This window comes from Reyranella sp. GW821-FHT14A01, assembly GCF_058803965.1.
The window spans coordinates 175,026-198,591 of sequence record NZ_JBXAPM010000004.1 but is presented as its reverse complement, the minus strand read 5'-3'; the positions used below and the strand labels follow the sequence as shown (position 1 = coordinate 198,591).

The 23,566-nt window shown below is 65.6% G+C and carries 26 protein-coding genes and 1 pseudogene; 15 read left to right on the top strand and 12 right to left on the bottom strand.

The features are described from left to right. Window position 1: 1 nt before the first annotated feature. Window positions 2–1,087: a hypothetical protein gene (locus tag AC1ROX_RS09805; RefSeq protein WP_493124872.1), complete on the bottom strand. Its 1,086-nt coding sequence runs from the start codon at window positions 1,085–1,087 to the stop codon at window positions 2–4. A 319-nt stretch (window positions 1,088–1,406) separates the two neighbouring features. Between AC1ROX_RS09805 and AC1ROX_RS09800 the strand changes: the two genes are divergently transcribed. Next, entirely contained in the window at window positions 1,407–2,075 is a 669-nt protein-coding gene (locus AC1ROX_RS09800) for a glycoside hydrolase family 19 protein (RefSeq protein WP_493124870.1), read from the top strand. Between the two features lie 27 nt (window positions 2,076–2,102). On the opposite strand, the gene AC1ROX_RS09795 is transcribed toward AC1ROX_RS09800, so the two are convergent. Further along, complete coding sequence (locus AC1ROX_RS09795) at window positions 2,103–2,771, bottom strand: TauD/TfdA dioxygenase family protein (protein ID WP_493125331.1); 669 nt, start codon at window positions 2,769–2,771, stop codon at window positions 2,103–2,105. On the opposite strand from AC1ROX_RS09795, the gene AC1ROX_RS09790 reads away from it, so the two are divergent. The 3 genes and pseudogenes from AC1ROX_RS09790 to AC1ROX_RS09780 all read left to right on the top strand — a co-directional run bounded on the left by AC1ROX_RS09790 (window position 2,721) and on the right by AC1ROX_RS09780 (window position 5,352). Further along, on the top strand, window positions 2,721–3,410 hold the full coding sequence (locus AC1ROX_RS09790; RefSeq protein ID WP_493124868.1) for a helix-turn-helix domain-containing protein: 690 nt from the start codon (window positions 2,721–2,723) through the stop codon (window positions 3,408–3,410). The two genes, AC1ROX_RS09795 and AC1ROX_RS09790, sit on opposite strands and share 51 nt — an antisense overlap. A gap of 1 nt (window position 3,411) precedes the next feature. Further along, window positions 3,412–3,693 (top strand): annotated as a pseudogene (locus AC1ROX_RS09785) (GFA family protein); the annotation flags it as partial. Window positions 3,694–3,849: 156 nt separating this feature from the next. Then, window positions 3,850–5,352 carry an SGNH/GDSL hydrolase family protein gene (locus tag AC1ROX_RS09780; protein WP_493124866.1) on the top strand — a complete coding sequence of 501 codons (1,503 nt, stop codon included), beginning with the start codon at window positions 3,850–3,852 and terminating at the stop codon, window positions 5,350–5,352. Window positions 5,353–5,361: 9 nt separating this feature from the next. Here AC1ROX_RS09780 and AC1ROX_RS09775 read toward each other — a convergent pair whose 3' ends face one another. Then, window positions 5,362–5,985: a cell envelope biogenesis protein TolA gene (locus tag AC1ROX_RS09775; protein WP_493124864.1), complete on the bottom strand. Its 624-nt coding sequence runs from the start codon at window positions 5,983–5,985 to the stop codon at window positions 5,362–5,364. Between the two features lie 263 nt (window positions 5,986–6,248). On the opposite strand from AC1ROX_RS09775, the gene AC1ROX_RS09770 reads away from it, so the two are divergent. Together AC1ROX_RS09770 and AC1ROX_RS09765 are read left to right on the top strand one after the other, a co-directional pair. After that, a complete protein-coding gene (locus AC1ROX_RS09770; protein WP_493124862.1) occupies window positions 6,249–7,004 on the top strand; it encodes a C40 family peptidase in 756 nt (251 codons plus the stop codon). A gap of 238 nt (window positions 7,005–7,242) precedes the next feature. Then, window positions 7,243–7,677 (top strand): hypothetical protein, encoded by a 435-nt coding sequence (locus AC1ROX_RS09765; RefSeq protein ID WP_493124860.1) that lies wholly within the window; start codon window positions 7,243–7,245, stop codon window positions 7,675–7,677. A 33-nt stretch (window positions 7,678–7,710) separates the two neighbouring features. On the opposite strand, the gene AC1ROX_RS09760 is transcribed toward AC1ROX_RS09765, so the two are convergent. The 5 genes from AC1ROX_RS09760 to AC1ROX_RS09740 all read right to left on the bottom strand — a co-directional run bounded on the left by AC1ROX_RS09760 (window position 7,711) and on the right by AC1ROX_RS09740 (window position 10,551). Continuing rightward, window positions 7,711–8,076: a hypothetical protein gene (locus tag AC1ROX_RS09760; protein ID WP_493124858.1), complete on the bottom strand. Its 366-nt coding sequence runs from the start codon at window positions 8,074–8,076 to the stop codon at window positions 7,711–7,713. A 62-nt stretch (window positions 8,077–8,138) separates the two neighbouring features. Continuing rightward, the gene (locus AC1ROX_RS09755; protein ID WP_493124856.1) at window positions 8,139–8,348 is read right to left on the bottom strand and encodes a hypothetical protein; all 210 of its coding nucleotides are present in this window, start codon (window positions 8,346–8,348) and stop codon (window positions 8,139–8,141) included. A 117-nt stretch (window positions 8,349–8,465) separates the two neighbouring features. Continuing rightward, the gene (locus AC1ROX_RS09750) at window positions 8,466–8,969 is read right to left on the bottom strand and encodes an SRPBCC family protein (RefSeq protein WP_493124854.1); all 504 of its coding nucleotides are present in this window, start codon (window positions 8,967–8,969) and stop codon (window positions 8,466–8,468) included. A gap of 2 nt (window positions 8,970–8,971) precedes the next feature. After that, window positions 8,972–9,307 (bottom strand): ArsR/SmtB family transcription factor, encoded by a 336-nt coding sequence (locus AC1ROX_RS09745; RefSeq protein ID WP_493124852.1) that lies wholly within the window; start codon window positions 9,305–9,307, stop codon window positions 8,972–8,974. Window positions 9,308–9,360: 53 nt separating this feature from the next. Next, window positions 9,361–10,551, bottom strand: a complete 1,191-nt coding sequence (locus tag AC1ROX_RS09740; RefSeq protein WP_493124850.1) for an MFS transporter — start codon at window positions 10,549–10,551, stop codon at window positions 9,361–9,363. An 84-nt stretch (window positions 10,552–10,635) separates the two neighbouring features. Between AC1ROX_RS09740 and AC1ROX_RS09735 the strand changes: the two genes are divergently transcribed. Beyond that, the gene (locus AC1ROX_RS09735) at window positions 10,636–11,013 is read left to right on the top strand and encodes a hypothetical protein (RefSeq protein WP_493124848.1); all 378 of its coding nucleotides are present in this window, start codon (window positions 10,636–10,638) and stop codon (window positions 11,011–11,013) included. 140 nt (window positions 11,014–11,153) lie between these two features. On the opposite strand, the gene AC1ROX_RS09730 is transcribed toward AC1ROX_RS09735, so the two are convergent. After that, complete coding sequence (locus AC1ROX_RS09730; RefSeq protein WP_493124846.1) at window positions 11,154–12,059, bottom strand: LysR family transcriptional regulator; 906 nt, start codon at window positions 12,057–12,059, stop codon at window positions 11,154–11,156. 106 nt (window positions 12,060–12,165) lie between these two features. Here AC1ROX_RS09730 and AC1ROX_RS09725 point away from each other — a divergent pair, with 106 nt between their 5' ends. Both AC1ROX_RS09725 and AC1ROX_RS09720 read left to right on the top strand, forming a co-directional pair. Further along, window positions 12,166–12,489, top strand: a complete 324-nt coding sequence (locus AC1ROX_RS09725; RefSeq protein WP_493124844.1) for a nuclear transport factor 2 family protein — start codon at window positions 12,166–12,168, stop codon at window positions 12,487–12,489. Then, window positions 12,486–13,265, top strand: coding sequence for an SDR family oxidoreductase (locus AC1ROX_RS09720; protein WP_493124842.1), 780 nt, complete (start codon window positions 12,486–12,488; stop codon window positions 13,263–13,265). Before AC1ROX_RS09725 ends, AC1ROX_RS09720 begins: the two co-directional genes overlap by 4 nt. Window positions 13,266–13,333: 68 nt before the next feature. On the opposite strand, the gene AC1ROX_RS09715 is transcribed toward AC1ROX_RS09720, so the two are convergent. Both AC1ROX_RS09715 and AC1ROX_RS09710 read right to left on the bottom strand, forming a co-directional pair. Further along, on the bottom strand, window positions 13,334–14,149 hold the full coding sequence (locus AC1ROX_RS09715; protein ID WP_493124840.1) for a Crp/Fnr family transcriptional regulator: 816 nt from the start codon (window positions 14,147–14,149) through the stop codon (window positions 13,334–13,336). A gap of 444 nt (window positions 14,150–14,593) precedes the next feature. Continuing rightward, window positions 14,594–15,349, bottom strand: coding sequence for a DUF5131 family protein (locus AC1ROX_RS09710; protein WP_493124838.1), 756 nt, complete (start codon window positions 15,347–15,349; stop codon window positions 14,594–14,596). Between the two features lie 658 nt (window positions 15,350–16,007). Here AC1ROX_RS09710 and AC1ROX_RS09705 point away from each other — a divergent pair. After that, entirely contained in the window at window positions 16,008–16,610 is a 603-nt protein-coding gene (locus AC1ROX_RS09705) for a DUF1062 domain-containing protein (RefSeq protein WP_493124834.1), read from the top strand. Window positions 16,611–16,635: 25 nt separating this feature from the next. Here AC1ROX_RS09705 and AC1ROX_RS09700 read toward each other — a convergent pair whose 3' ends face one another. Further along, window positions 16,636–17,055, bottom strand: a complete 420-nt coding sequence (locus tag AC1ROX_RS09700; RefSeq protein ID WP_493124832.1) for an Rrf2 family transcriptional regulator — start codon at window positions 17,053–17,055, stop codon at window positions 16,636–16,638. Window positions 17,056–17,169: 114 nt separating this feature from the next. Between AC1ROX_RS09700 and AC1ROX_RS09695 the strand changes: the two genes are divergently transcribed. The 5 genes from AC1ROX_RS09695 to AC1ROX_RS09675 form a co-directional block, all read left to right on the top strand. Continuing rightward, a complete protein-coding gene (locus AC1ROX_RS09695; protein ID WP_493124830.1) occupies window positions 17,170–17,571 on the top strand; it encodes a group III truncated hemoglobin in 402 nt (133 codons plus the stop codon). Window positions 17,572–17,711: 140 nt separating this feature from the next. Next, the gene (locus AC1ROX_RS09690; protein WP_493124828.1) at window positions 17,712–17,993 is read left to right on the top strand and encodes a TehB family protein; all 282 of its coding nucleotides are present in this window, start codon (window positions 17,712–17,714) and stop codon (window positions 17,991–17,993) included. Window positions 17,994–18,158: 165 nt separating this feature from the next. Beyond that, window positions 18,159–19,364: a hypothetical protein gene (locus AC1ROX_RS09685; RefSeq protein ID WP_493124826.1), complete on the top strand. Its 1,206-nt coding sequence runs from the start codon at window positions 18,159–18,161 to the stop codon at window positions 19,362–19,364. A 25-nt stretch (window positions 19,365–19,389) separates the two neighbouring features. Further along, window positions 19,390–19,779, top strand: a complete 390-nt coding sequence (locus AC1ROX_RS09680) for a DUF805 domain-containing protein (protein ID WP_493124824.1) — start codon at window positions 19,390–19,392, stop codon at window positions 19,777–19,779. Window positions 19,780–19,903: 124 nt separating this feature from the next. After that, a partial coding sequence (locus AC1ROX_RS09675) for a beta strand repeat-containing protein (RefSeq protein WP_493124822.1) occupies window positions 19,904–23,566 on the top strand: 3,663 nt, incomplete at its 3' end.

Sequence of the window (23,566 nt, the reverse complement as noted above, 5' to 3'; positions counted from 1 at the left end):
TTCAATCCTTGAGGCGGATGTAGCCCACGACGTTCGATACCCTGAACGGGTTCAGTCGAACGGCGCTGTTCACATTGCCGGAAACGACCATGAGCCGGTCGCCATCAATGCTGTATACGATGCCGACATGAGCCGGCGGACCATCGGGCGAACCTCGGAGGACGACAATGTCGCCGGGCAAGGGAGCCGGCGGGTCGACCGCCAAACTCGCCTTCCGGGCTTCCTCCCACAATCGCACAACCGAGGCACTGGGCTTCAACTGGTTGGGCGCGACTTGCTGGGTCAGCCACGAAACGAAGGCGGCGTTCCACGGGAGCGTGATAGTAGGGTTCTGCCACGAGACAGATTTCCAGTATTCGAGGATTCGGTCCGGCGTCCGCTGCCTGTCGATGTTCCTGTTGATCTCAGCCACCGCGAGATTGAGGAGCTTGTAGGCCGCATTCGTCTGACCAGGACTCTTCGCTGGCGCTTCCAGATTGTAGTTGGGCTTGTCGGGCACCTCGACGACTGTCTGTGCTGCCGTCGCGATGGTCGGCGGCGGCACACTCTGTCCCGGCTTGAGGTCCAGCATCTTCCGAAGCTCAGCGACGCGTTCCGCGGGGAGCGAAATGAACTTGTTGTCCTCGAACCAAAGAAGATTGCTGGTTCTCTGACGTTCCTGCTCCTCCCCCGAAAGACCAGCCGGAACGTCGATAGCCTTGAGAATGATCGCAGTCTGCTGCTTCTTCGTCTCTATCTCGTTGTCGGTGCATTTTCCCACGGCCGTTCCCAGAAGGCCGATGGTGGCGGCGACGAGGATGCCGCCGGTGGGAGTGAGAAGCGCACTCCATCCGTTCGGCGCCTCCTTCTTCTTCTGGAGCTCGAACTGGTGGGTGCTCTGGAATTCGAACTGATCGCGGGCAAGTTTCTGGTCGACCCGCTTCAATGTAGTTTCTATGTGTAGCCTTTGGCGGCTGAGCTTCAGTTCTTCAGGGGTCATCTGTGAAGGTGCCCTCTCGATGCTCGACGGCAGCCTGCCACGAGGCATCACCGGCATCAATCGCCGGTTGCCGACATCGCTCCTGACGCCACTGTCTTTCTTCCCCACGAAATCCACCAGGATGCCACGATTAGAGCCCCGGCGACGACTTGTTGCCATCGTTCAGGAGGTCGTCGCGGTGTTCGATGTAGACGGCCAGGGAAGCAGATGACGATGCCAGGAAGCGGCTCGCCATGAGAATGATTCGCAAACTCCTGCAAGCCTGGTGCTGCCTGAAATCAATTCGTCTGCCTCGCGGCAGCGTGTACGGCCCGCTCTGCGTTGGTGCATATCCCGGGCGAACAAAACACCTCTCCCCAACGCCGTGGCTGACGGGGTATAATTGAATATCACCGGACTTTTTCCCGGCAGACCGATCGAGGTCACAATGCTCCCAATTTCCGAAAACCTGCTGCGGCAGATGATGCCCAATGCCGGCGCCCGGCTGAACGCGCACCTGCCCTTCATCAATCCTGCACTCGACTGGGGCAAGATCGACACACCCATCTTGGTCGCCGCCTTCATGGCGCAGCTCGCGCACGAAAGTGGCGAATATCGATTCATGGAGGAGATCTGGGGACCGACCGAGCAGCAGCTTGGTTACGAGTTCCGCGCCGATCTCGGCAACACAGAGGAGGGCGACGGCCCGAAATTCAAGGGACACGGTCCTATCCAGATCACCGGCAAGGATGCGCATCACCGCTGTGGCACTGCAATGGAACTCGACCTGATCAACCATCCCACGCTGATCTGCCAGCCCGAGCACGGCACGCGCGCCGCCTGCTGGTTCTGGAACGACAAGGTCGGCGGCCTATCCCCCATCGCCGCGCGCGGCTGGTTCAAGACCGTCTCGCGGCTGATCAACGGCGGCGACAACGGCATGGCGGAACGCTGTCGTTACTATGCCGTCAACCGCGCTCTGCTCGGCCTGCCGCCCGCCAACCTCGACCAAGAGACCGACGACATCAAGGCATTCCAGCGCGCCAACGGTCTCGATGACGACGGCAAGATCGGCAAGAACACGCTGAAGAAACTGCGCGCGGTCGGCGTCGCTTGAGGCCTCGACGGTCGCGCAAATCGCCGCTCAGACGTTGGCGCTACCGATGGGAATCTCTCCGCCTGTCACGAGTCGATAGACGAGACGCCGGTCCTTCTCGAAATCGTAGTCGGTCGCCGAATGCAACATTCCCCTGTTGTCCCACAGGATGAAGTCGCCGGGCCGCGAGTGGTGCTCGTAGCAGAACTGCGGCTGGGTGGCGTACTTGATCAGCTCGACCACGGTCTGCTCGGTGATGTCCGTATAGGGCGATTCGACGCCGCACAGTGAGTTGCGGCTGATGAACAGCCCCTCGTGACCGGTCTCCGGATGAACGCGGACAATGGGATGCGAGACGATGGGCACGCGTTCCTCGTCGGGCACCGGCGGCGAGTTCCGCCGCCGCACATACATCGCCTCCACCGAATGCACGGTGCGCGACTGCCGGAGGCGCTTCACCTCGTCCGCCGGCATGGCGTCGAGCGCCGCCTGGGTGCTGGCGAACAGCGTCGATCCGCCATTCTCGGGGACCTCCACCATGTACAGCATCGTGAGCGCCGTCGGCTCAGCGAGGTAGATCGTGTCGGTGTGCCAGCCGAAGCCGGTCATGGTTCTGCCGATCTGCCGTCCATCCGCGACGATGTTCGACAGAAGGAAAATCTCCTCATGTCCCCGCAGTGTGTACTTGTGCGGCTTCTGGGCCTGCGGCGGGCCCAGCCTGTTGGTTTATGGCCACCAGATCGCCGTTGGACAGGCGCTGCGCCGGAAAGACGAGCAGCTGGTGCCGGTAGAGCCAGCGTTGCGATCTGCTTCCAATCCAGCTCGGCGTGGGTCGACAGATCGCAGTCTTCGATTTCCAGTCCCAGGGCGGATCTCGCGGGATGCTCCGAGAGCATGATCTCCAAGATCGAGAACGAGAGGGTGATCCCTTCCCTCACCACCCACCACCGCATCTGCAAGGTGCTGAACATCAGCGTCTCGGCGCTGCTGCATGGCGGGCCGAAGTCGCCGGTCTCGATCAGCCGCAACGGGGAGGGTCCGCTCATCGGCCACGCCGAGGCGGAGGACAATGACCGCATCCATGCCGAGATCATCGTGCCGCAGGCCGACGGCCGGCTGCTGGAAGGCTTCATCGTGGTCCTGCAGCCTGGCGCCTTCAGCGGCGAGCTGCAGCACAACGGCGAGGAAGCGGGCTACGTCCTCGAAGGACAGCTCGACCTGACGGTCAGCGGCACCCGCTTCCTGCTGAAGCCGGGCGACTCCTTCCACTTCCTGTCCGACCTGGTTCACACCTACGGGAATTCCGGCAAGCAGACGACCCGGGTTGTCTGGATCAACACGCCGCCGTCGTTTTAGGGTGGGCGGGATCAAGTTCCTGCGGGGCGAGGAAGCGCTGACCAGCTACCGCTTCCACACCGGGACCGCGCAGCACTTCTTCTGCTCGCACTGCGGGATCTACACCCATCACCAGCGGCGCTCCGACACCAGCCTCTATGCCGTGAACATCGCCTGCCTCGACGGCGTGAGCCCTTTCGACTTTCCCGAGGTACCCGTCATGGACGGGATCAACCACACCAACGACACCGGCAAGCCCACGCGCCGCGCCGGCACGCTGCGTTTCATCCCGGCCGACGATTGAAGACCGTTCTCATCGAGCCGAAAGTAGCGCGCGCCATGAGACTTCCTTGCGGCAACCGGGCGCTTTGCCTTTGCCATCCGGCCGCGTAAATTTGCCCCAACACTGAAGCGGGCAGAGGAGCAGGTTTTGCGCGGTCGAACGTTGGCGAATGTGGCGTTGGCATCCGCCTCGATTCTGATCAGCCTCCTGCTTGCCGAAGCCCTTGCGCGGGCTTTCGACAGGCTGCCGCTCACCCAGCTCGCGCTTCCCACGCGCTATGTGAACATCGGCAACGACACGACGGGCGAGCGCCTCGACGAGGTGGCGCGGGCGCCGTCCGTGGAGCGGGCCTGGTTCTTCAGCGATCCGCCACCGCTGCCCAATCGCCAGCCTGTTCCCGAGCAACTGGAGGAGCTCGACCGTAAGCTCGAACGCGCCGGCAAGCCGTTCAAGGCCAGCGAGGCCCTGAAGGTCTGGAATTCGGTGCTCGTCGGCAACGACCCGTGCAGCTCGCCATTCTTCGCCGGCGCGCCGGGCTGGCTCGATCTGTTCGACCCGGTGGACGGCAAGGTGCAGCCGCCCTTCCGCTTCCTGCCGAACATGACGACACCGGCCGGGCTGGTGACCAACGAGCTGGGCTGGCGCGGACCGCCGATCACCTTCGCCCGGTCGCCGCGCACGATCCGCATCGTGTTCGTCGGCGCCTCGACGACCGCCGACACCCACCAGCTGCCCTATTCCTTCCCCGAGTTCATCGGCCACTGGATGAACCTGTGGGCGGCGAAGAACAGGCCCGACCTCCGCTTCGAGGTCGCCAGTGCCGCGCGTGAGTCCGTGGCATCGCCGGGCATCGAGGCGATCGTGCGCACCGAGGTCGCGCCGGCCCGTCCCGATCTCGTGATCTACCACGAGGGCGGCAACCAGTTCTCGCTCGAGAGCCTCGTGGCGTCGGTGCCGACGGGGCAGAAGCCGGCGCCGATGGTGCATCTCGATAACACGACCACGGGATGGCTGGCCGACCTGTCGCGCTACTCCGATATCGCCAGGCGTATCTACACGCTGGTCGGCACCATGAAGCTGCAGTCGAAAGGCGGCGAGGCGGACAAGCCCGATTACGAAATCGTCTGGCCCAAGGAATTGTCCGAAACCGATCCCGATCTGGCGCGCAAGGACCTGCCAGTGAAGCTCGCCGATATCCTGGGGGACTTCGACAGGATCCGCGCCGACCTCGCGCCTGTGGACAGTGAATTCGCACTGACCTCGTTCCTGTGGATGGTGAAGGACGGGATGCAGCTCGATCCGATCCGCAACCGCATGATCTGGGACTATCTCAACATCTACATGTATCCGTGGCGCTATCGCGACCTGGAGCGCCTGGCGCTCTTCCAGAACCGGGTCCTGAAGAAGTATGCCGAGGCGAACGGGCTCCCCTTCATCGACCTCGCGGGCAAGATGCCGTTCGACCCGGACCTCTATGCCGATGGCGTCCACACGACCTATCCCGGCACCCGCATGAAAGGCTGGGTCATCCTCCAGCAGCTCGTGCCCCTGATCGAAGCACGCCTGGCATCCGGCGCCTGGCCCAAGCCGCAGCCCGTCATGGACGCCACGCCGCCTGTGCTCAAGACGCCGCCGCGGCGGATCGAGTTCACCTGCCCGCAGCAGAAGCCGACGCAGTAGTCGGCGTCGCTACACCAGCCGCAGATGGCGCGGTGCGTGGGCGCGCCGCACCGCGTCCCCCAGCTTTTCCCGCTCCTTTTGCCAACGCGCTTCTTCCGCACTCGACTTTCTGTCGAGCGCGGCCTGCGCCTTTTCAATCCCTTTGACGATCCGGCCGTGTGCTTTCTCGGCTTCGTCGAGGGCCGCCTGCGCGGCCACGATCGCCTTGTCGCGCCGAGCCCCTTCCCTTTGCCGCGCCGCCTCTTCCTTGCGCTCCCGCTGCTCTCGCCGTTGCTGCTCCTTCTCATAGGCGGCGGCCGCCTTGCGCCCGGCATGCCGATCTTTGGGCTTCGGTGGTTCAGGACGCCGCGGCTTCGGCCGCTGGGCCTTCGCCTTGCCGGTCAGTACGGCCGCTGAGACCTCGGCATCTTCGGTGAAGACATCGCCGGTCCCGACCGGCCGGCGCAGCACCACGCCAGGGTGAGCCATGGTGGCTTCGACGATCGCCACGTCGCTGGTTTCGCGGGCAAACCCCTGGTGGAAGAGATTGCTTTCGGCACCCCACGCCTCCAGCGCGGCCTTCATCGACGGAGCCGACACAGCGAGGTCGAAGAAGCCGGCCGAGGTGGTGAAGGTCTTGAGCTTGCGCGCCATCCTGGGCCCTCGGCGGAGCGGATTTCAGTTCGGCTTCGACCTCGTGACAACGCGGTTGGAGGCGGCGCGGTTACGTCCGGAAGATGACGCCGCCGCGACCTTTCGGCTGCGGCCAAATGTCAAAAACCTTTAAATTTCAATTATTTAGGCGCCGAATTTTACTGTGGCAAAATTACAACATTTGTTGGACGGGCCGCCTTTCCTTGGCCAGTATGGGGTCAGGCTTTGGCCACTCCGGATTGGTTGCAAGAGGAGACGAAATAATGACGTTGGGAGCCCGGCACTACACCCGCACGAGCGCGCGCGTCCTTTTCCAAGCAACGGCCTATTCGCTCGCGGTGGTGGCCGCAGTGGCTCTCTTCGCAACGGCCGGCGCGGTTTCTCCCGCGATGGCGCAGGCCAGCAAGGCGCCGCCCAAGGCCAAGGTGAAGCCGGTGGCCAAGACGGCGCCGGCGGATGCGACGGATCGCATGGCCGACGAGCTCAATGCCAGGTGGCAGCAGGACAACAACAACGCCTTCGCCGGCTTCACCGCCGCGACGCCCGCCGCTCCGGCGCCCCAGGCGGCCGGTTCCAAGGCCGCCGTGACCCCGGCCGCCTTCTCGACGGGTCCGGCCGCCCCGAAGGCCGCTGGCGGCAACGAGTGGGGCGACAAGCTCGTCTCGCGCGCCATGAACTACCTGGGCACGCCCTATCGCTACGGCGGCATCTCGCCCCAGACCGGCTTCGACTGCAGCGGCTTCGTCTACTATCTCTACGGCGCGGTCTTCGGACAGCGCATCCCGCGCATGCCGCACGACATGGTTCGCGAGGCCACGCCCGTCGCCCGCAACGACCTGCAGAAGGGCGACCTCGTGATGTTCGGCTATCGCGGCGCCATCACCCATATCGGCATCTACAGCGGCAACAATCAGTTCGTGCACGCGACCCATCGCGGCTCGCCGGTGATGGTGACGTCGCTCGATGCCGACTACTACAACACCCGTTACCTGAAGGCCGTCCGTCTGACGCCGCAGTAAAGGCGCCGATCAGGCGCCGAAAGCGGCACCCAGTGTGCCGATGATGCCGCCGATGACCATCAGATAGGCGAAGGTCGCGAAGAGCAGTTGGCGAGAGCTGTCGTCCATTGGCGGCTATCCTGTTGTTGCACGCAAACGAACGACGGCGAGTCCACGGCGTTGCGACGATGGCCAACGCGCGACGGGATTGAGGTGGGAGCGTGTCCTACCGGCCACAGTGCGCATTGGCGCGCTTCCCATGCAACGCGCGGCGCCGCAGCCGGTTGACGAGGGACATCTTCACAGCCCGTTTCAAGGTGATTTCGTGCGCCCTTCGCTCCTCACTGTCGCAGCGGTCGCCGCCGCTTCCCTGTCGTCGACCGCCGCTCTGGCCAATTCCTGGCGGGCCGCGCCGATGCTCGATCCTTCGTCTCCTTTCCTGTGCAGGCAGGCGGACGTTTCGAAGGTGGTCCTGGAGTTCACCGAGACGGGCAACGAGCTTTCGGTGAGGACCGCCGAGAACGGCACCTATTCGGTGCCGATCGCCGCCGACGGCTTCATCAACGGCGCCATCGCCGTTCCGGTAGGAGAAAGGCGGTTCGCAGTGGACCTGACGGGAAACGTGAAGGACCGGGCGCTGCAGATCTTCAGCCGGCAGTATTCCTGCCGCTTCACCCTTCGGCCGACAGGCTGACCCCGGAGGTCATGCACGGGACGCGCGAATATCCTATTCGACGGGCCGGACCTTCCGGGGCGGCATGGACAGGGCGATCTTCATTTCGTGGCGGAGTTCGGGAATGGTCAGCATCCCCGGCCGTAGCAGCAGACGGGCGACGCCGGAATTGCGCCGGTTTTCCTCAGGCCAGATCGCCCGCCGCGCCAGCGAGCGGGCGTCGTCGTACTTCGCGGCGCGCAGCGCGATGACAGATGCCGCCAGGCAGCGCTGCTCCCACTCGCCGAACGAGCCGTCGCCGCGCTCCAGCGCGTCGAGGATCGCGATGAGGGCGTCGACCGCCATCTTCTTCTTGTCTTCGGACGCCAGCCCCTCGGACGAGAGGGCGAGCGATTTGCGGAGCGCTTCGATATCGGACATCGGCGCCTTATACCCCTAAACGCGCGGGGATACAGTGCGACGACTGGCCATCAGCGGCCGCGTCAGGCGCGGGAGGCGTGATGCAGCGTGCCGCGCAACTGCTCGACGTTGGACTGCGCCGCCACGATCCGGCCCATCAGGTTGACGCGGCGGATGACGAGGCTGGTGTTCTTCGGGTTGACGTTCAGCGCCTTCGACAGATCGTTGAGATCGTCGCGCAGCTGATGGAGGCTCTTCTCGAGCTCGGCAAGCTTTCTGTCGTCCCTGGCCACCGGCAATCCTCTCGAACCGTCCTCTCGACCCTTGTCGCCAGAATATCACGGGCGGCCGAAGCGCGGAGGGGCGCCCGGCCGCCGGATTACCATTGATACAAAACAGTAACCCTACGCTCATCTGCTCCTGAGCTGCGCGACATGGCGCGCCAGCTTGTCGAGCGTCTGCCCGCCATATTCGACGGCGCCGAAGCCGATCGCGCCTTCGCGCTGCGCCTTGGACGGATGCATCTGCCGCAGCGTGAGCGCGGTCTTGCCGTTGCTCTGCTCGTCGAAGGTGAGAAGCATCCTGAACTTGCCGGGATCGTCGTCCTGGTCCGACCCGTGCTCGACCTCGATGAGCGACGGTTCCTCGAGGCGGAGGAAGACCATCCGGTTGCCGTAGCGCGTGCCGTCGGGCGCGACCATGTCGAAGCGCCAGACGCCGCCCGGCCGGAGGTCGATCTCCTTCGTTTCGATGGCGAAGCCTTCGGGGCCGAACCAGACCTGGATCTGCTCCGGGTCCGTCCAGGCGGCATAGACGAGGCTGCGCGGCGCATCGATCAGCCGGCCCAGCACGATCTCGCGATCCAGGGGCCAGTCGCGCCAGGGGGACGCGGGATTCTTTACGGGATTGCTCATGGTCAGTGCTTCCTCTTCATGCGCTGGATGTGGGCTTCCATGCGGTCGAGGCGTCTCTCCCAGCTGGCGACATGCTGGTGGATCCACGCTTCGGTCTCCTGGAGGGCGTGCGGTTCGATCCGGCAGGTCCGGACCCTCCCCGTCTTCTCCGAGCTGATCAGACCGCTCTGCTCGAGCACCTGCACATGCTTCAAGAGCGACGGCAGGGCCATGTCGAACGGCTCCGACAGTTCGCTGATGGATTTGGGCCCCTCGCACAGACGGCTGACGATCGCCCGCCGTGTCGGATCCGCGAGTGCGGAGAATGCCCTGTCGAGATCGGTCGAATACTTAGCCATATCTGAAAGTATTGAGTGGCGCGGCACCGGTCAAGAAATACTTTCATAGTTGGCTAACTATTGGAGAACCGCGCCCTCCTCTTACGGCCGAAAGCCGCCGACGACACGGCGACCGCAAGAGTCGCAGCGAAAATCACACCAGTGACCGCGGCCAGGGAAGCAGACAGGGATGCCACGGTCAGCAGGGCGCTGGCGAGGATGACGCCGCAGGCGTTGGCGGTACGCATCAACGCGAAGACTTCAGGGCGGCGGTGCGGTGGCGCGAGCGTGTCGAGGATCAGCGAGTAATGGGTGGCGAGCGGTGCCAGCACGAGGCCGATCAGGATCGCGCCGACAAGGGTCGTTGCCACGGAGAGGTTGGCCGCCGCGAGCGCCGATCCCGCGCTCATGACAAAGAGCTGCGCCACGACGGTGCTCCGCGCCGCCCGCCGGTTGCGCACGCTGACCCAGACGCCGCCCGCCACCGAGGCGAGACACAGCGGCACCGTGAAGACGATCGCCAGCGCCGGCTCGTAGCCGAAGTTCAGCGCCAGCGCGACGGCGCCGATCTCGATGGACGCCACGGTCGCGCCGCCCGCCATCGCACAGAACAGCCAAAGCAGGATCGACGGCGTGAAGATCGAGCCCTTCCCGTGCTGCGCCTCGCCGGCGGGAACGGCGGCCGCACCGAGGTTCGGGATCAGCAAGGCGGGCAGTGCGCCCACGAGCGCCATCGCGACGACGCCGAAGACCGGCGAGATCGAGCCGAGACCCGAAGCCATCACGGGCGCCAGCACGAAAGTCAGCTCGTTGAGCGTGGCAGCGATCCCCAACGCGCGCGACATCCCCGACGCCGGCGCCAGCTGGTTGAGAACGGCGCGCAGGTAACCGGAGGCAGCGCCGTTCACGAGGCCGGCGACGGCTGCGAGCGCGATGAGCCAGGGGAGCGAGACCCCGGAGGCAGCGCACACCGCAATGGCCACGAGCGCGGCCGTGCGAATCGCCAGCAGCAGCCTGAGGAATGTGGCCATGGCGAAACGCCGGCCGAGCCGCGTGATGGGCAACGCGCCAGCCACCTGCGCGAGCGTCATGGCGAGGATCATGGCCGCACCGCCGCTCGCCTCGCCGCTGAGGGCGACGGCCAGCAGCGCAAAGGCCACCGGAGCCGCAGCCTGCGGGAAGGTCAGCGTCGCCGACGAGATCGCCCAGCGCACGAGCTTTTCTCTGCTCGACGCATTGGGGTGCGGAGAATCGCCGATCGTCATGACGCATGCTGTCTAGACAGGCCGCGGCACCGCGCCAAGCCTTTGGGCCCACGCAGCCCTGGCCCGTGTCGTGCGTTAGTGTCGATGGCCGAGACCCGTATCGCCCCAAAAGACGATCCCAGGATCGACCCTCCCGCAAAAGATCTACCTGTCGGCGAGCCTCCCGCCGAAGGTGAACTGCCCAGGGAAGCGCCTCCGGCGAAGCCGCCGGGTCAACCTTCCGAGGCGCCACCACCCGAGGATCCGCCTGACAAACCGAAGCCGGTCGAGCGCCTCCAGAAACTCCGCTTCGGGGTGCGTGCGATATGGTGGAGTGCGGTCACCCTCGTGCTGGCATTCGGCGCCTTGGCCGTCTGGTTGGGTGTGGGCCGCCACGATCCGTTTGCGCTCTTCTTCGTCATCCTGGCAGGCTTCTGTGCGGTCGCAGGTTACGGCGCACTCTCTGCCGTTCGCCAACGATAGCCGGGCGGTACGCGGCCAAACCGAGCAACATCCCGAGGTCGTGCGATGCGCCCAGGAACTCTGGCAGGAGGCAGCCGAGGCTCTTCGCGCCTATTCGAGCGGACGAGACCCTGACCGTTCGTGCGCCTGACCCGCAACGCCTATGATTTCGCCTTCCGGCCGAGTTCACGCGCCAGGCCGATGAATGCCTTGAGGGCGGCCGACGGATTGCGGCGGCCGGGATAGTAGAGGCAGAGATCGGCGATCGGCGGTGTCCAGTCTTCGAGCACGCGCACGAGGCGGCCGGCCGCGATGTCATCTCGCACGTCCTGCTCCAGGAAGAAACCGATACCCACGCCTTCCAGGACGGCGATGCGTGCGAGACTGGCTTCGTCCAGGGTGAGCGGCCCGTTCACGTCGATCAGGATGGTTTCCCCGCGCTTCTCGAAGTGCCACCGCAGCAGCGCGCCATTGGGCAGGCGGCCGCGGACGCAGCGATGCCGGCCGAGATCGGTCGGCGTGCGCGGCTTTCCCTTCTGCTTGAAATAGGCCGCAGACGCGACCACAGCGTAACGCAGCGGCCGGCCGAGCGGGACCGCGATCATGTCGGCGGGCACGAGATCGGCCCGGCGCACACCGAGGTCGAAGCCGTCGGCCACGATGTCGACCAGCCGTCCCTCGGTCACCAGGTCGATATGCACGCCGGGATGGCGGCGCAGGAATTCCAGGACCAGTGGCGAAATGATCTCGCGCGCCCCCGACGCGAAGGCGTTGATGCGCAAGGTGCCGGAGGGCGTCGCCTGCTGCGCACGCACCGCGTCCATCGCGCCGTGGAGTTCGCGCAGGGCCGGACCCGCCTGCTCGACAAAGGCGCGGCCGGCATCGGTGAGCGAGACGCTGCGCGTCGTCCGGTTGAACAGGCGCACACCCACCCTCGCCTCGAGCTTCGCCACGGCATTGCTCAGCGCCGTCGTCGACAGGCCGAGCGCCAGGGCGGCGCCGCGGAACGAGCCCTCGCGGGAAACGGCCAGGACGGCGTCGAGTTCGCCCAGCCCGATGCCTTTCATCGCAGATTGTCCTGATTTTCGGAATAACACATAGCGATTTGTCCTACTTATCGGGATTTCCGTAAACGCCTACATCGCGGGCAACCACAGGCGGAAGGACACGATCATGAAGCTGCCAGCCCCGATACAAACCTTTTTCGACGCCGACAAAGGCACGCTCGATGCCCCTCCCCTCGCCGCCTTCGCATCCGACGCGGTTGTCGAGGACGAGGGCCGCACGCATTCCGGCCTCGCCGCCATCGAAGCGTGGTGGCGCGCGGCCAAGGCGCAGTACCGGCACACGGCCGAGCCGTGCGAGATCCGCGAGGAACCGGACCGGACCATCGTCCGTGCCAAAATGACAGGAGCATTTCCGGGCAGCCCCGCCCTCCTCACTTTCACCTTCCGGCTCACGGGCGGGCGCATCTCGGGCTTGAGGATCGGCGCATGAGCGGTTTCCTGAACCTCCAGGACAAGCGTGTGCTGATCACATCGGGCACGCGCGGCGCCGGCGCGGCCACCGTCGCGCTCTTCTCCGAACTCGGCGCGCGCGTACTCACGACGGCCCGCTCGCGACCGGCCTCAGTCCCCGAAGCGATGTTCGTTGCCGCCGATCTCACGACCGCGCAGGGCTGCGCCGACCTGGCCGCGGCGGCGCGCGAACGACTCGGCGAGATCGACGTTATCGTCCACATGCTGGGCGGCTCGAGCGCGCCGGCCGGCGGCTTCGCCGTGCTGGACGATACCGACTGGGCACGGGAGCTCGACCTCAACCTGATGCCCGCCGTGCGGCTCGACCGCGCGCTCCTGCCCGGCATGGTCGCGCGAGGAAGCGGCGTCGTCATCCACGTCACCTCGATCCAGAGCAGGCTGCCGCTGCCCGAGGCGACGACCGCCTACGCCGCCGCAAAGGCGGCACTCTCGACCTACAGCAAGAGCCTCTCGAAGGAGGTCTCGCCCAAAGGCGTGAGGGTCGTGCGCGTGTCACCCGGCTGGATCGAGACCGAAGCCGCCGTCCGCTTGACGGAGCGGATCGCGCGGGACGCCGGCGTGGACCGCGAAGGCGGCAAGGCGATCGTCATGAAGGCGCTGGGCGGCATCCCCCTCGGCCGCCCCTCGACGCCGGCCGAGGTCGCGAACCTCATCGCCTTCCTCGCCTCCGACCGCGCCACGAGCATCACCGGCACGGAGTACGTCATCGACGGCGGGACGATCCCGACGGTGTGACGAGGTGGCAGGTCCGGGGCGTCGTCCACGGGTTGCAAACAGTCTCTGTCCGCAAACCCTTGCAGTGGTTACTGATTGCCACCCTGTCGTCGGCGAAAGGGAATTGGCTGCGGCGGCTCGATATCGACCTGCCAGTGCGAAAGGCGCTGCGGCAGATTGAGATAGTCGCCATCGAAAGCGGCGAGACAAGCGAGTCGCTTCCTGTCCACCACCTTCATCCTGCGGCCCTCCTTGCACACGAGCTTCAACTCGCGAAGCTCCTTGAAGGTACGATTGATGTGTACGATCGAAAGCCCCGTCGCATCGGCCAGATCCAACTGGCTAAGCGCAACGACGGCGGTGTTCATTCCGACGGCTTCCCGCCGGACCAGGTGCTCGCACAATAGATGGGCGACGCGCTGCAGCGCCGGCTGTCGAACGACATTGACCAGGCTCTTGCGAAGGATGACCGCCTCGAGCATGGAGGCGCGCCATAGCGCCCGGCCCAGCGATGGATATTGCGCGATCAGTCGATCGAGGTCGACGTGACTGATCGTGCCGACCGAGCAGTGCGTGATGGCTCCTATGCCGACTTCACTGATGGCTTCCGGCAACAGATGCCGGTTCAGATCGCAGAAGTCGCCCGGATACTGAAACGCGAGGATGTGTCGACCGCCGTCTGCCAGCCTCTGGTACAGACAGGCAATTCCCTCCATCACGACTGTCGAACATCCAGGTGAGCCGCCGCAGGCCTCGACCTCCCCGGATGGATCGACGACACCAGTCCTCACTCTGATCCGGCTGAGAACCGCATCGACTTCTGCGTCGCCCACACCCAGACTCTTGAGCTTCACGCTTAGATGACGAAAGCTCTCGCGCTCCGATCGCTTCAGCGAAACGGTCATGTAGAACTCCGACCCCAAAACCTGCGCTTCGCTCCCAACGGAGTGCAGGTCACCCACACGAAGTGCCGAGCTCCCAACTCGAACACTGCGAGATTTATAGCAGGGGCGGTGAAACCTTCGAGAGAAAACTTTCACGTGTAGCAACCCGTCGGTATTCGACCGAACAAAGCGCCGGCTCTACGCCCCTGCTCTGGATGCCCGCAAAATGCAGCCAGTGCAGCGTTTGGCGCGGCCGACGAGGACTATGACGAGACCGCGTTCAACAATCGGTGATGATCGGTGAGAACTCGATTGGACGGCCGGGCCGACACTGCATCGCAAAACCTATGGTCGTATTCTCAAACAATGACGCACTCGTCATCGCTCGTTCCGACGAGGCCAAAACGCTGAACACGGGTTCGGGCCGGATACGGTCGGCTTCGGCAGGAGCCGCGTGCCCGCCCTCTAGGCTGCGAACGAAGCAACTGCCGGGAATTCGTCCCAGGTTTTGCCGTCAAGCATTCGGCCCTGCTTCTTCTTGTTCTTGCCACCCCACTGTTTGAAGAAGAAGGCGGTGCCCTGTGCCTTGCAGGCGTCCCGGATCTCGCGGACCCACGATGGATCGAGCGGACGTGCGCCGGGACCGGACTCGCCACCGACGATGGCCCAATCGACCTCGTGGAGGTCGATGCCAGCCAGCGACGACAGAAGCGGCTCCAGCGATACGAAGCGCACGGCCGCGCGGGTGCGGCGGAGAGGGTCAATGCGGAACAGATGGTCGGCGTTCTCGACGCTTGCGCCCAGCCATACATTGGCGAGGAGCGGCAGCCGGGCTGTCAGCTCCTCCATCCGCTCGGGTCGCTTGGTGAGGATCTGGTAGGTGTGATGCGGCGTCCTCGCCATGATCTCCCAGACCTCGGCGACGAACGATTCGGGCACCGTCTCCTGGAAGAGATCCGACATCGAGTTGACGAAGATCATGCGCGGCTTGCGCCAGCCGAGGGGCGCGCAAAGCGCCTCTCGATCGAGACGCACCGCACCCGTCCACTTGGCGCGGCCGCCGGACTTGCGCGTCAGCCCGGCATATTTCGCCATGCCCATCGCCTCGAGGCGCGCGGCCATGCGCATTGCGTAGCAGTTGGTGCAGCCCGGAGACAGGATCGTGCAGCCGGCAACCGGATTCCAGGTCGCCTCCGTCCATTCGATCGAACTACTGGCCATGCCGCGGGACCTTCGGTGAGCTTTCAGCCGTCAGGATGTCGTTGGCGATTCTAATCGCGGTCGGATTGTGTGTCGCGAAGAATAGATGATTGAGCACGGCATCGCTGCTGTTACGCATCGCCAAGCCTCTCGACACATGCGTGAATCCTGCAGCCTTCAGTCGACTGGCGAACGCATCGAGCAACACGTCGATTGGCTGTTTCAAGCTTGACGTCAAGATAGCTTGCATTATCAAGAATCATCTACAACTTTACCGACCATCGTTAATAACAAGACAACTTCAATGGCGCCTGCAGGACAGGCACTACAGCTTGTCAAACCCACGCCTCTCGGCTAAGCAACGCGCCTCCAGCAAAGAGCGGTTCCGAGTTCACCTTGCCTAAGTAACGCCGGTCTCAGCAGTTCCCCGATCGTGCGGCGACGCGATGCGACGCCGCCGATCCTTGCGCATGTGCATGTGTGTTTGAGCACGAGTGCCTGCGCGCGAGCCCGTCGGGGTGGCGGTTCGAGACCGGTTTGGCATTGCTGACCACCGCCGCCTGGACTGTTTCCTTCGCGTCCGCTTCAGACCGTCCCTGCCACGCCGCGCCCCTGACCAGAGGGGGCCTCGCTCCTACTGCCGCCTCGCCGGGCTTCCCAACGGGAAGACCCAACCGGCGTGTCCAATACCCATCCTCAGACCCTGCGCATGCAGTGGACGATCACTCCCCGAACCGAGCCGCAACCCTGGCTCCATTGCAGCCGCTGCCGGGGCCCGCGTGGCTTCCGCAGCAGCGGCCGCATCCGGCTCAACGCCAACGGCCGGCGCGTCGACGCCTGGCTCATCTACCGATGTGCCGACTGCGACGGCACCTGGAACCGCCCGATCGTCGAGCGCCGCGACGTCGACACGCTCGACCGCGAATACCTGCAGGCGCTGCAGTCGAACGATCCCACCCTCGTCCGCACTCTCGCCTGTGACACCGCCGCGCTGAGGCGCTGGACCGATCGCGTGCAGGAGTCCGGCGACGTCGCTGTAACGAAGCGCGTGATCGAAGAACCGCGCGCACTGCCGGCGCTGACGCTGGAGATCGAGTGCCGCGTACCGTACCCGATCGGCCTGCGCGCCGACCGGCTTCTGGCGGGTGAGCTGCGGCTGTCGCGGAACGCGGTTCGGCGGATGGCGAAGGCGGGGATGATCCGGACGATGCCGGCGGGAATCGACCTTCGGCGGCCAGTGCGGGATGGGGTGTTCCTGACCATCCATCTTGCGCCAAGATGAGCGTCACTACGAGGCGCAGGACGCCCTACCCCACCTCCAACAACCGCATCAGCTTCGTGCGTCGCTTCAACAGATCCGCCAGCGTGTGGCGGTCGAGCACCGCCATGAACGCCGCGAGCGCCTCGCTCAGCGCGCCGGTCAATTCACACGCCGGGGCGATCGCGCAGCCGCCGCATTCGACCAGATCGAAGCCTTCCTCGGTGTGGCGGACCACTTCGCCGACATTGATCTTCTCGGGCGCCCTGCCGAGGCGGATGCCGCCGGCGCGGCCGCGCACGCCCTCGACGTAGCCTGCCTTCCCCAGGTCGTGCGCCACCTTCATCAGGTGGTTCTGCGAAATGCCGTAGGCGCGCGCGATCTCGGCGATCGAGCAGACCCTGTCGGGCTGGGCGCCGAGATAGGTGAGCACGCGCAACGCATAGTCGGTGTAGCGGGTCAGGCGCATCTGTCGGGTGGCCCTGCGACACGTTGGGGAACGGGCACTCATAATACATGCATCTACTTTACATGTTTAGGGGTCCACCATAGATGTATTCTCGATAAATGATTGGAGCGGGTGATGGATGGCCGGCTGGTGGGCGAACTCGAAGGTGTCGACGAAGCGGGCCTGGCCCGGCTCGTGGACCGCTTCTACGCCGCCGTCCGCGCCGATGCCCTGATCGGCCCGGTCTTCAACGACGCCATCGACGACTGGCCCGAACACCTGGAGAAGCTTGCCGCCTTCTGGTCCTCCTTGATGCTGACCAGCGGCCGCTACAAGGGCATGCCGATGGCGGCCCATCTGAAACACCGCGACCGGATCACGCCGCAGATGTTCGACCGTTGGCTCATGCTGTGGCGCGAGGCCACCGAGGCGGACATGCCGCCGGCGGCCGCCCACTCGATGCAGGCAAAGGCGGCCCGCATCGCGGAGAGCTTCAAGCTGGCACTCGGCAGCCGGACGCTTCAGGGCATTCGTTGAGGATGGAGTGTCATGGCTGTCTTTGCACAAATCCCGGCCCGGATTCCGAAAGTCGATCTCGGCGTCCATCACCGGGCGCGTAGCTTCAGCGACCGCCGGCCCTTGGCAAGGTCCGAGAGCGTCGAAGGAAGAGGAATGGAATGATTTCCCCCGCGCCCTACAATTCGACGCCGGTCTTCGACGAGAAGACGCTTCCCGCCGCCCTGCGGCGGGAGCATCGGACGAAAGACGGCGTGTGGGGCGTGATCCGCGTGCTCGAGGGCGAGGTCCGGCTCGTCCTATCCGACGGCAGCGGCGAGACGATCCTGACGCCGGACCGTCCCGGCCTCGTCCTGCCGCAGCAGACCCATCACGTCGAGCCGCTCGGGAAGATTCGGATGCAGGTCGAGTTCTACGACGTCCCTCCCCCTCCGAGCCGGTAAGAAGACGAGGTTGCCACACTGACGCACTCGCTTTCCGTGGTTTCCGCATCATCGACGCGATAGGACTCGCACCGGGTGAATCAGCGTCGGCGTGAGCTGGGGGTCGCTATGGCGGGACGTTCGTTGGGTACAGGGGCGTTGGGCATTCTGGTCGGCGGTTCAATCATGGGAGCTCTTGCCCTCGCCGGGCCTGCGATGGCCGAGACGAAGAAGCTTGGCCTGTTTGGCGGCTGGGCCATCAGCGTGCTGCGGGGCGACGACGGCAAGTTCCAGCGCTGCGTCGCCGATACGACGGGCGGTGCGCAAAACGAGGGATTGCGGCTGAGCTTTGGGGCCGACGGCAAGCGATACTTCGTCATGCCCGGGCCGGGAACGCCGAGAGGTACGAAGGATCCGGCCACCGTCACCCTGCGGCCCAGCGGCAAGGTCTTCACCTTCACGATGACCCAGCTCAATCCCAACCGGCTGTGGAGCCCCGTCCTGGAGAACGATTTCACCGACGTCTTCTTCGCTTCGAAGCGCATGGAGGTGAACCTGCCCGCGCGCAACCTCAAGCGGACGTTCGATCTCGGCGATCCCGACACGATGAGCGCCCGGATCGACGGCTGCGTGACCTCGGACGCGGTGGAGGCGGCCGCATCGGGCTCGGGGTCGGGACCGGGCGACGCCGCCTTCTGCCAGCAATATGCCGCTACCGTTTCGACCGTGGCGAAGGACGCCATCGCGATCGACCCGGCCTGCCAGGATTTCAGCAAGGGCGTCCACGCCGTCACCAAGGCGCATGTCGAGTGGTGCCAGCGCACCGATCGCACGGCGGTCGAAGGCGCCTCGACGCACATCCGCCGGCTCGCGAGCCAGTGCACCCACGGCGCGCTGGCCGCGCCGACGGAATATGGCGGCTACGACATCGTCGGCAACGAGAGGTTCGAGCGGCCCTATGGCCAGGCCGGACGGTTGACCGTGCGGGCGGCGATGAGCGGGCAGACCTTCATGTACTGCGTGGCCGTGTCTAACGTCGACAACCGCAAGGTCCGCCTCGGCGTCGACTTCGTGCAGCTGGGCGCGTCGGAGCAGTGGCAGCTCGCCGTGCCGATGAAGGGCCCGAAGGAATGGGACGGCACCTTGCAGATCGACGGCAAGGGCTCCGGCAACGGCGGCGGCAACCAGATGAGCGGCATCGGCGCAAGTGGCGCCGGTGGCGACTGGAGCATCGCCTGGCTGGGTGCGGCGGAGGTCGACGGACTGCGCAAGGGCGGCCGTGAGGGCCTCGTGGGCGTCGGCACGCAGGACTACGATTTCAGCCTCGAGGGCATCGGCGCCGCGATCGCCAAGATCGAGGAATGCCAGGCGAAGAAGGGCGCGGCGGAGTGACAATGCCCAGCGAGGGACTCAGCACATGAAGTTCGACGGCTTCAGCTTCGAGGGCCGGATCAATCGGGCAAGATACTGGCGGATAAAGATCGGGATCTTCTTCGCGAACTTCTTCTTCCACATCTGGGTGGCGCTACAGTTCGGCCACTCCTCCCTGCATCGGCCGCCCACGCAGACCGGGGAATGGATCCTGATCGCGGGTGTCATCCTCGTGACCCTGGTCAGCCTGCTGGTTTCGATCGCGACCGACGTCAAGCGCTTCCATGACCGCGACAAGAGCGGCTGGTGGGTCTTCATCGTCTTCATCCCCGTCGCGGGCGCCGTGTGGCTCCTGATCGAATGCGGTTTCCTGGAAGGCACGACAGGTCCGAACAGGTTCGGCGCCGATCCCCTGGCCGGCAACAAGGTCGGATGAGGCCATCCCGAACCAGGTGACGCCCCGAGGTGGCATCCGCCTGCACCCCGTGCCATCGTGAGCACCGAGGCGATCGTTCGAGCGGAAAAATTCTCTCCGGCTCCTGCACAGGGAGATCGATAGCATGGCCACTGCGACCTACGTTCCGGCGCAATTCAAGCTGGCCGTCACCGGCACGTCCGCCACCGATGCCGTTACCATCTCGCGCAACGCCGGCGGGACCCTGCTCGTCAACGGCGGGGCCGTTCCCGTCACGGGCGGGCCGGCGACAGTCGCCAACACCGACATCATCGAGGCCGTCGGCCTGAGCGGCGCCGACACCATCGCGCTCGACGAGGCCAACGGCGCCCTGCCGGCGGCGGAATTCAACGGCGCCGCCGGCAACGACACGCTGACCGGCGGATCGGCCGGCGACGTGCTGTCCGGCGAAGACAACAACGACACGCTGTTCGGCCGGGGCGGCAGCGACTTGCTGGTCGGCGGCCTCGGCAACGACACGCTGAGCGGCGGCGACGGCGACGACGAGATCTACGGCGGCGACGGCAATGACCGGATGGTGTGGAACCCGGGCGATGATTCCGACCTGATGGAAGGCGGCGCCGGCACCGACACGGTCGAGGTCAATGGCGGCAACGGCACCGAGGTGTTCACCGTCAGCGCCAACGGCACGCGCGTGCGGTTCGACCGCATCGATCCTGCGCCCTTTGCGCTCGACATCGGCACCGCCGAGAGACTCGTGCTCAACGCCGGCGCCGGCGACGATTCGATCTCGGCCACCGGCAACCTCGCGGCGCTGATCGCGCTGACGCTCGACGGCGGCGACGGCAACGACACGATCCTGGGCGGCAACGGCATCGACACGATCTACGGCCGCGACGGCAACGACTTCGTCGACGGCAACCAGGGCAACGACATCGCCCTCCTCGGCGACGGCAACGACACGTTCCAATGGGATCCGGGCGACGGTTCCGACATCGTCGAGGGCCAGGGCGGCACCGATACGCTGCTGTTCAACGCCAGCGCCGCCAACGAGGTTCTCACCCTCTCGGCCAACGGCACGCGGACGCAACTGGCGCGCAACGTCGGCGCCATCGTAATGGACGTGAACGGCGTCGAGAGGTTTACGCTCAACGCCCTGGGCGGCGCCGACACGATCACGGTCACCGACCTCACCGGGACCAACGCGACCACGGTCAACGTCAACCTCGCCTCGACGATCGGCGGATCGGCCGGCGACGGCCAGGCCGATTCGCTGGCCGTCGACGGCAGCGCTGCCGCGAATGCGATCGCCGTGACCGGCGCGGGCACCTCCTTCAGTGTCTCGGGCCTGAAGGCCGTGGTCGCGGCGACCAACGCGGAAGGCGCCAACGACACGCTCACGGTCAACGGCCTTGGCGGCAACGACACCATCACCGCGACCACGCTGGCGGCCGGCATCGTCAGGCTGGTGATCGACGGCGGTGCGGATGCCGACACGATCCTGGGCAGCCAGGGCGCCGACACCATCCTCGGCGGCGACGGCAACGACCAGGTGTTCGGCGACAACGGCAACGACACCGCCTTCCTCGGCGCCGGCGACGACCGGTTCGAATGGGCGCCCGGCGACGGCAACGACATCGTCGAGGGTCAGGCGGGCTTCGACGAACTGCTGTTCACGGGCTCGAACGCCAATGAGACCGTCACGCTCTCCGCGAACGGCGGACGCGCGCTCCTGCTGCGCGACGTTGCGGCGGTCACGATGGATCTCGACGACGTCGAGAAGATCACCTTCCATGCGCTCGGCGGCTCGGACAACATCACCGTCAACGACTTGAGCGGCACCGACGTCACCACTGTCGAGCTGCACCTCGAAGCGTCCGGCGGCGGCGGTGACGGGACAGCCGATACCGTCGCGGTCAACGGCACAAACGGCGCCGAGACGATTTCGGTATCGTCGGCCGGCGGGATCGTGTCCACGGCCGGACTGCCCTGGACCGTCTCGATCGCCGGCGCGGAAGGCGCGAACGACCGGTTGAACGTCAACGCCGCAGCCGGTGACGACGTGATCGACGCAGGCTCGCTCGCGGCCGGCCTCGTCTCGCTCAACGTCAACGGCGGGCTCGGCAACGACACGTTCATCGGCTCCGCCGGAAACGACATCTTCACCGGCGGCGACGGCAACGACACGGCGCTGCTCGGTGCCGGCAACGACACCGTCCTCTGGAATCCCGGCGACGACAACGACATCATCGAGGGCCAGGGCGGCATCGACACGCTGCGCTTCAACGGCGCCAATATCGCCGAGAACATTACCCTCTCGGCCAACGGCGGGCGCGTCACGTTCTTCCGCGACGTCGCCGCCGTCACGATGGATCTCAACGACACCGAGGTGATCCAGTTCGCAGCGCTGGGCGGCGCCGACACCATCCTCGTCAACAACCTGGCGTCGACCGACTTGACGCAACTGGCGATCGACCTCGCCTCGACGGCCGGAGGGCTGGCGGGCGACGCGCAGGTCGACACGCTGACCCTCAATGCCAGCGGGGGCAACAACACGATCAACCTCACCGGCACGACCGGCGCGCTTCTGACGGTGACCGGGCTGCCGGCCACCGTGACGATCAGCCAGTTCGAGACCAGCGGCACCGTGGACCGGCTCACCCTCCTCGGGCTCAGCGGCAACGACGTCATTTCCGCGATTGGACTCGTCCCGCATATCGCGACGCTGACGATCGATGCCGGCGCCGGCAACGACACGATCCGTTCGAACGGCGACGGCGTCTATCTCGCCGGCGACGGCAACGACAAGGTCTTTGCCGGCCTGACCAACTCGCTCGAGACGATCGATGGCGGCAACGGCATCGATACGCTCGACACGACGAGCTGGGGTGGCCTCTACACGATCGACCTCGTGACCGGCGCCACGAATTACGGCGGGGAGTCCTTCACCAACTTCGAGAACCTGGTCACGGGCGCCGGCGATGACACCATCACCGGCACCGCCGTCGCAAACACGATCCAGGCCGGGGATGGCAACGACACAATCGACGGCGGGGCCGGCGACGACACCCTTCGGGGCGACGCCGGAAACGACCAGCTCAATGGCGACATCGGCGCCGACCGGATGGAGGGCGGCTCGGACGACGACATCTATGTCGTCGACAATACCGGCGACAGGGCGCTCGAGCTGGCGGGCCAGGGCACCGATCTCGTGTTGAGTTCCGTGACCTTCACCCTGGGCGCGAACGTCGAGCACCTGACCCTGACCGGAGGCGCCAGCATCAACGGCACGGGCAACACAGCGGCCAACGTGCTGACCGGCAACGCGGGCAACAACACGCTGAACGGCGGCGCTGGCGCCGACCAGATGGCCGGCGGCCTGGGCGATGACATCTATGTCGTCGACAATGCCGCCGACACGGTGGTCGAGAACAATGGCGAGGGTACCGATCTCGTGTGGAGCACCGTGACCTTCAGCCTGGCCAGCCAGCATATCGAGAACCTGACCCTGACGGGGAGCGGCAACATCGGCGGGACGGGCAACGCGCTGACCAACGTGCTGGCAGGCAATGCCGGCAACAACCTGCTCGACGGCGGCGCCGGCGCCGACAGAATGGTCGGCCGCGACGGCAACGACACCTATGTCGTCGACGATGCCGGCGACACGGTGGTCGAGAAGAATGGCGAGGGTACCGATCTCGTGTGGAGCACCGTGACCTTCAGCCTCGCCGGCCAGCATATCGAGAACCTGACCCTGACGGGGAGCGGCAACATCGGCGGGACGGGCAACGCGCTGACCAACGTGCTG

What these genes read in the sequence shown, in the direction of transcription:
- AC1ROX_RS09775 (WP_493124864.1), bottom strand. Translation starts at nt 5,985, where the DNA reads ATGGCGCGCAAGCTCAAGACCTTCACCACCTCGGCCGGCTTCTTCGAC.
- AC1ROX_RS09720 (WP_493124842.1), top strand. Translation starts at nt 12,486, where the DNA reads ATGAGCGGTTTCCTGAACCTCCAGGACAAGCGTGTGCTGATCACATCG.
- AC1ROX_RS09715 (WP_493124840.1), bottom strand. Translation starts at nt 14,149, where the DNA reads ATGACCGTTTCGCTGAAGCGATCGGAGCGCGAGAGCTTTCGTCATCTA.
- AC1ROX_RS09690 (WP_493124828.1), top strand. Translation starts at nt 17,712, where the DNA reads ATGATTTCCCCCGCGCCCTACAATTCGACGCCGGTCTTCGACGAGAAG.
- AC1ROX_RS09735 (WP_493124848.1), top strand. Translation starts at nt 10,636, where the DNA reads ATGGCCGAGACCCGTATCGCCCCAAAAGACGATCCCAGGATCGACCCT.
- AC1ROX_RS09725 (WP_493124844.1), top strand. Translation starts at nt 12,166, where the DNA reads ATGAAGCTGCCAGCCCCGATACAAACCTTTTTCGACGCCGACAAAGGC.
- AC1ROX_RS09760 (WP_493124858.1), bottom strand. Translation starts at nt 8,076, where the DNA reads ATGTCCGATATCGAAGCGCTCCGCAAATCGCTCGCCCTCTCGTCCGAG.
- AC1ROX_RS09730 (WP_493124846.1), bottom strand. Translation starts at nt 12,059, where the DNA reads ATGAAAGGCATCGGGCTGGGCGAACTCGACGCCGTCCTGGCCGTTTCC.
- AC1ROX_RS09770 (WP_493124862.1), top strand. Translation starts at nt 6,249, where the DNA reads ATGACGTTGGGAGCCCGGCACTACACCCGCACGAGCGCGCGCGTCCTT.
- AC1ROX_RS09685 (WP_493124826.1), top strand. Translation starts at nt 18,159, where the DNA reads ATGGGAGCTCTTGCCCTCGCCGGGCCTGCGATGGCCGAGACGAAGAAG.
- AC1ROX_RS09800 (WP_493124870.1), top strand. Translation starts at nt 1,407, where the DNA reads ATGCTCCCAATTTCCGAAAACCTGCTGCGGCAGATGATGCCCAATGCC.
- AC1ROX_RS09740 (WP_493124850.1), bottom strand. Translation starts at nt 10,551, where the DNA reads ATGACGATCGGCGATTCTCCGCACCCCAATGCGTCGAGCAGAGAAAAG.
- AC1ROX_RS09790 (WP_493124868.1), top strand. Translation starts at nt 2,721, where the DNA reads ATGTCCCCGCAGTGTGTACTTGTGCGGCTTCTGGGCCTGCGGCGGGCC.
- AC1ROX_RS09745 (WP_493124852.1), bottom strand. Translation starts at nt 9,307, where the DNA reads ATGGCTAAGTATTCGACCGATCTCGACAGGGCATTCTCCGCACTCGCG.
- AC1ROX_RS09750 (WP_493124854.1), bottom strand. Translation starts at nt 8,969, where the DNA reads ATGAGCAATCCCGTAAAGAATCCCGCGTCCCCCTGGCGCGACTGGCCC.
- AC1ROX_RS09680 (WP_493124824.1), top strand. Translation starts at nt 19,390, where the DNA reads ATGAAGTTCGACGGCTTCAGCTTCGAGGGCCGGATCAATCGGGCAAGA.
- AC1ROX_RS09695 (WP_493124830.1), top strand. Translation starts at nt 17,170, where the DNA reads ATGGATGGCCGGCTGGTGGGCGAACTCGAAGGTGTCGACGAAGCGGGC.
- AC1ROX_RS09765 (WP_493124860.1), top strand. Translation starts at nt 7,243, where the DNA reads ATGCAACGCGCGGCGCCGCAGCCGGTTGACGAGGGACATCTTCACAGC.
- AC1ROX_RS09710 (WP_493124838.1), bottom strand. Translation starts at nt 15,349, where the DNA reads ATGGCCAGTAGTTCGATCGAATGGACGGAGGCGACCTGGAATCCGGTT.
- AC1ROX_RS09700 (WP_493124832.1), bottom strand. Translation starts at nt 17,055, where the DNA reads ATGCGCCTGACCCGCTACACCGACTATGCGTTGCGCGTGCTCACCTAT.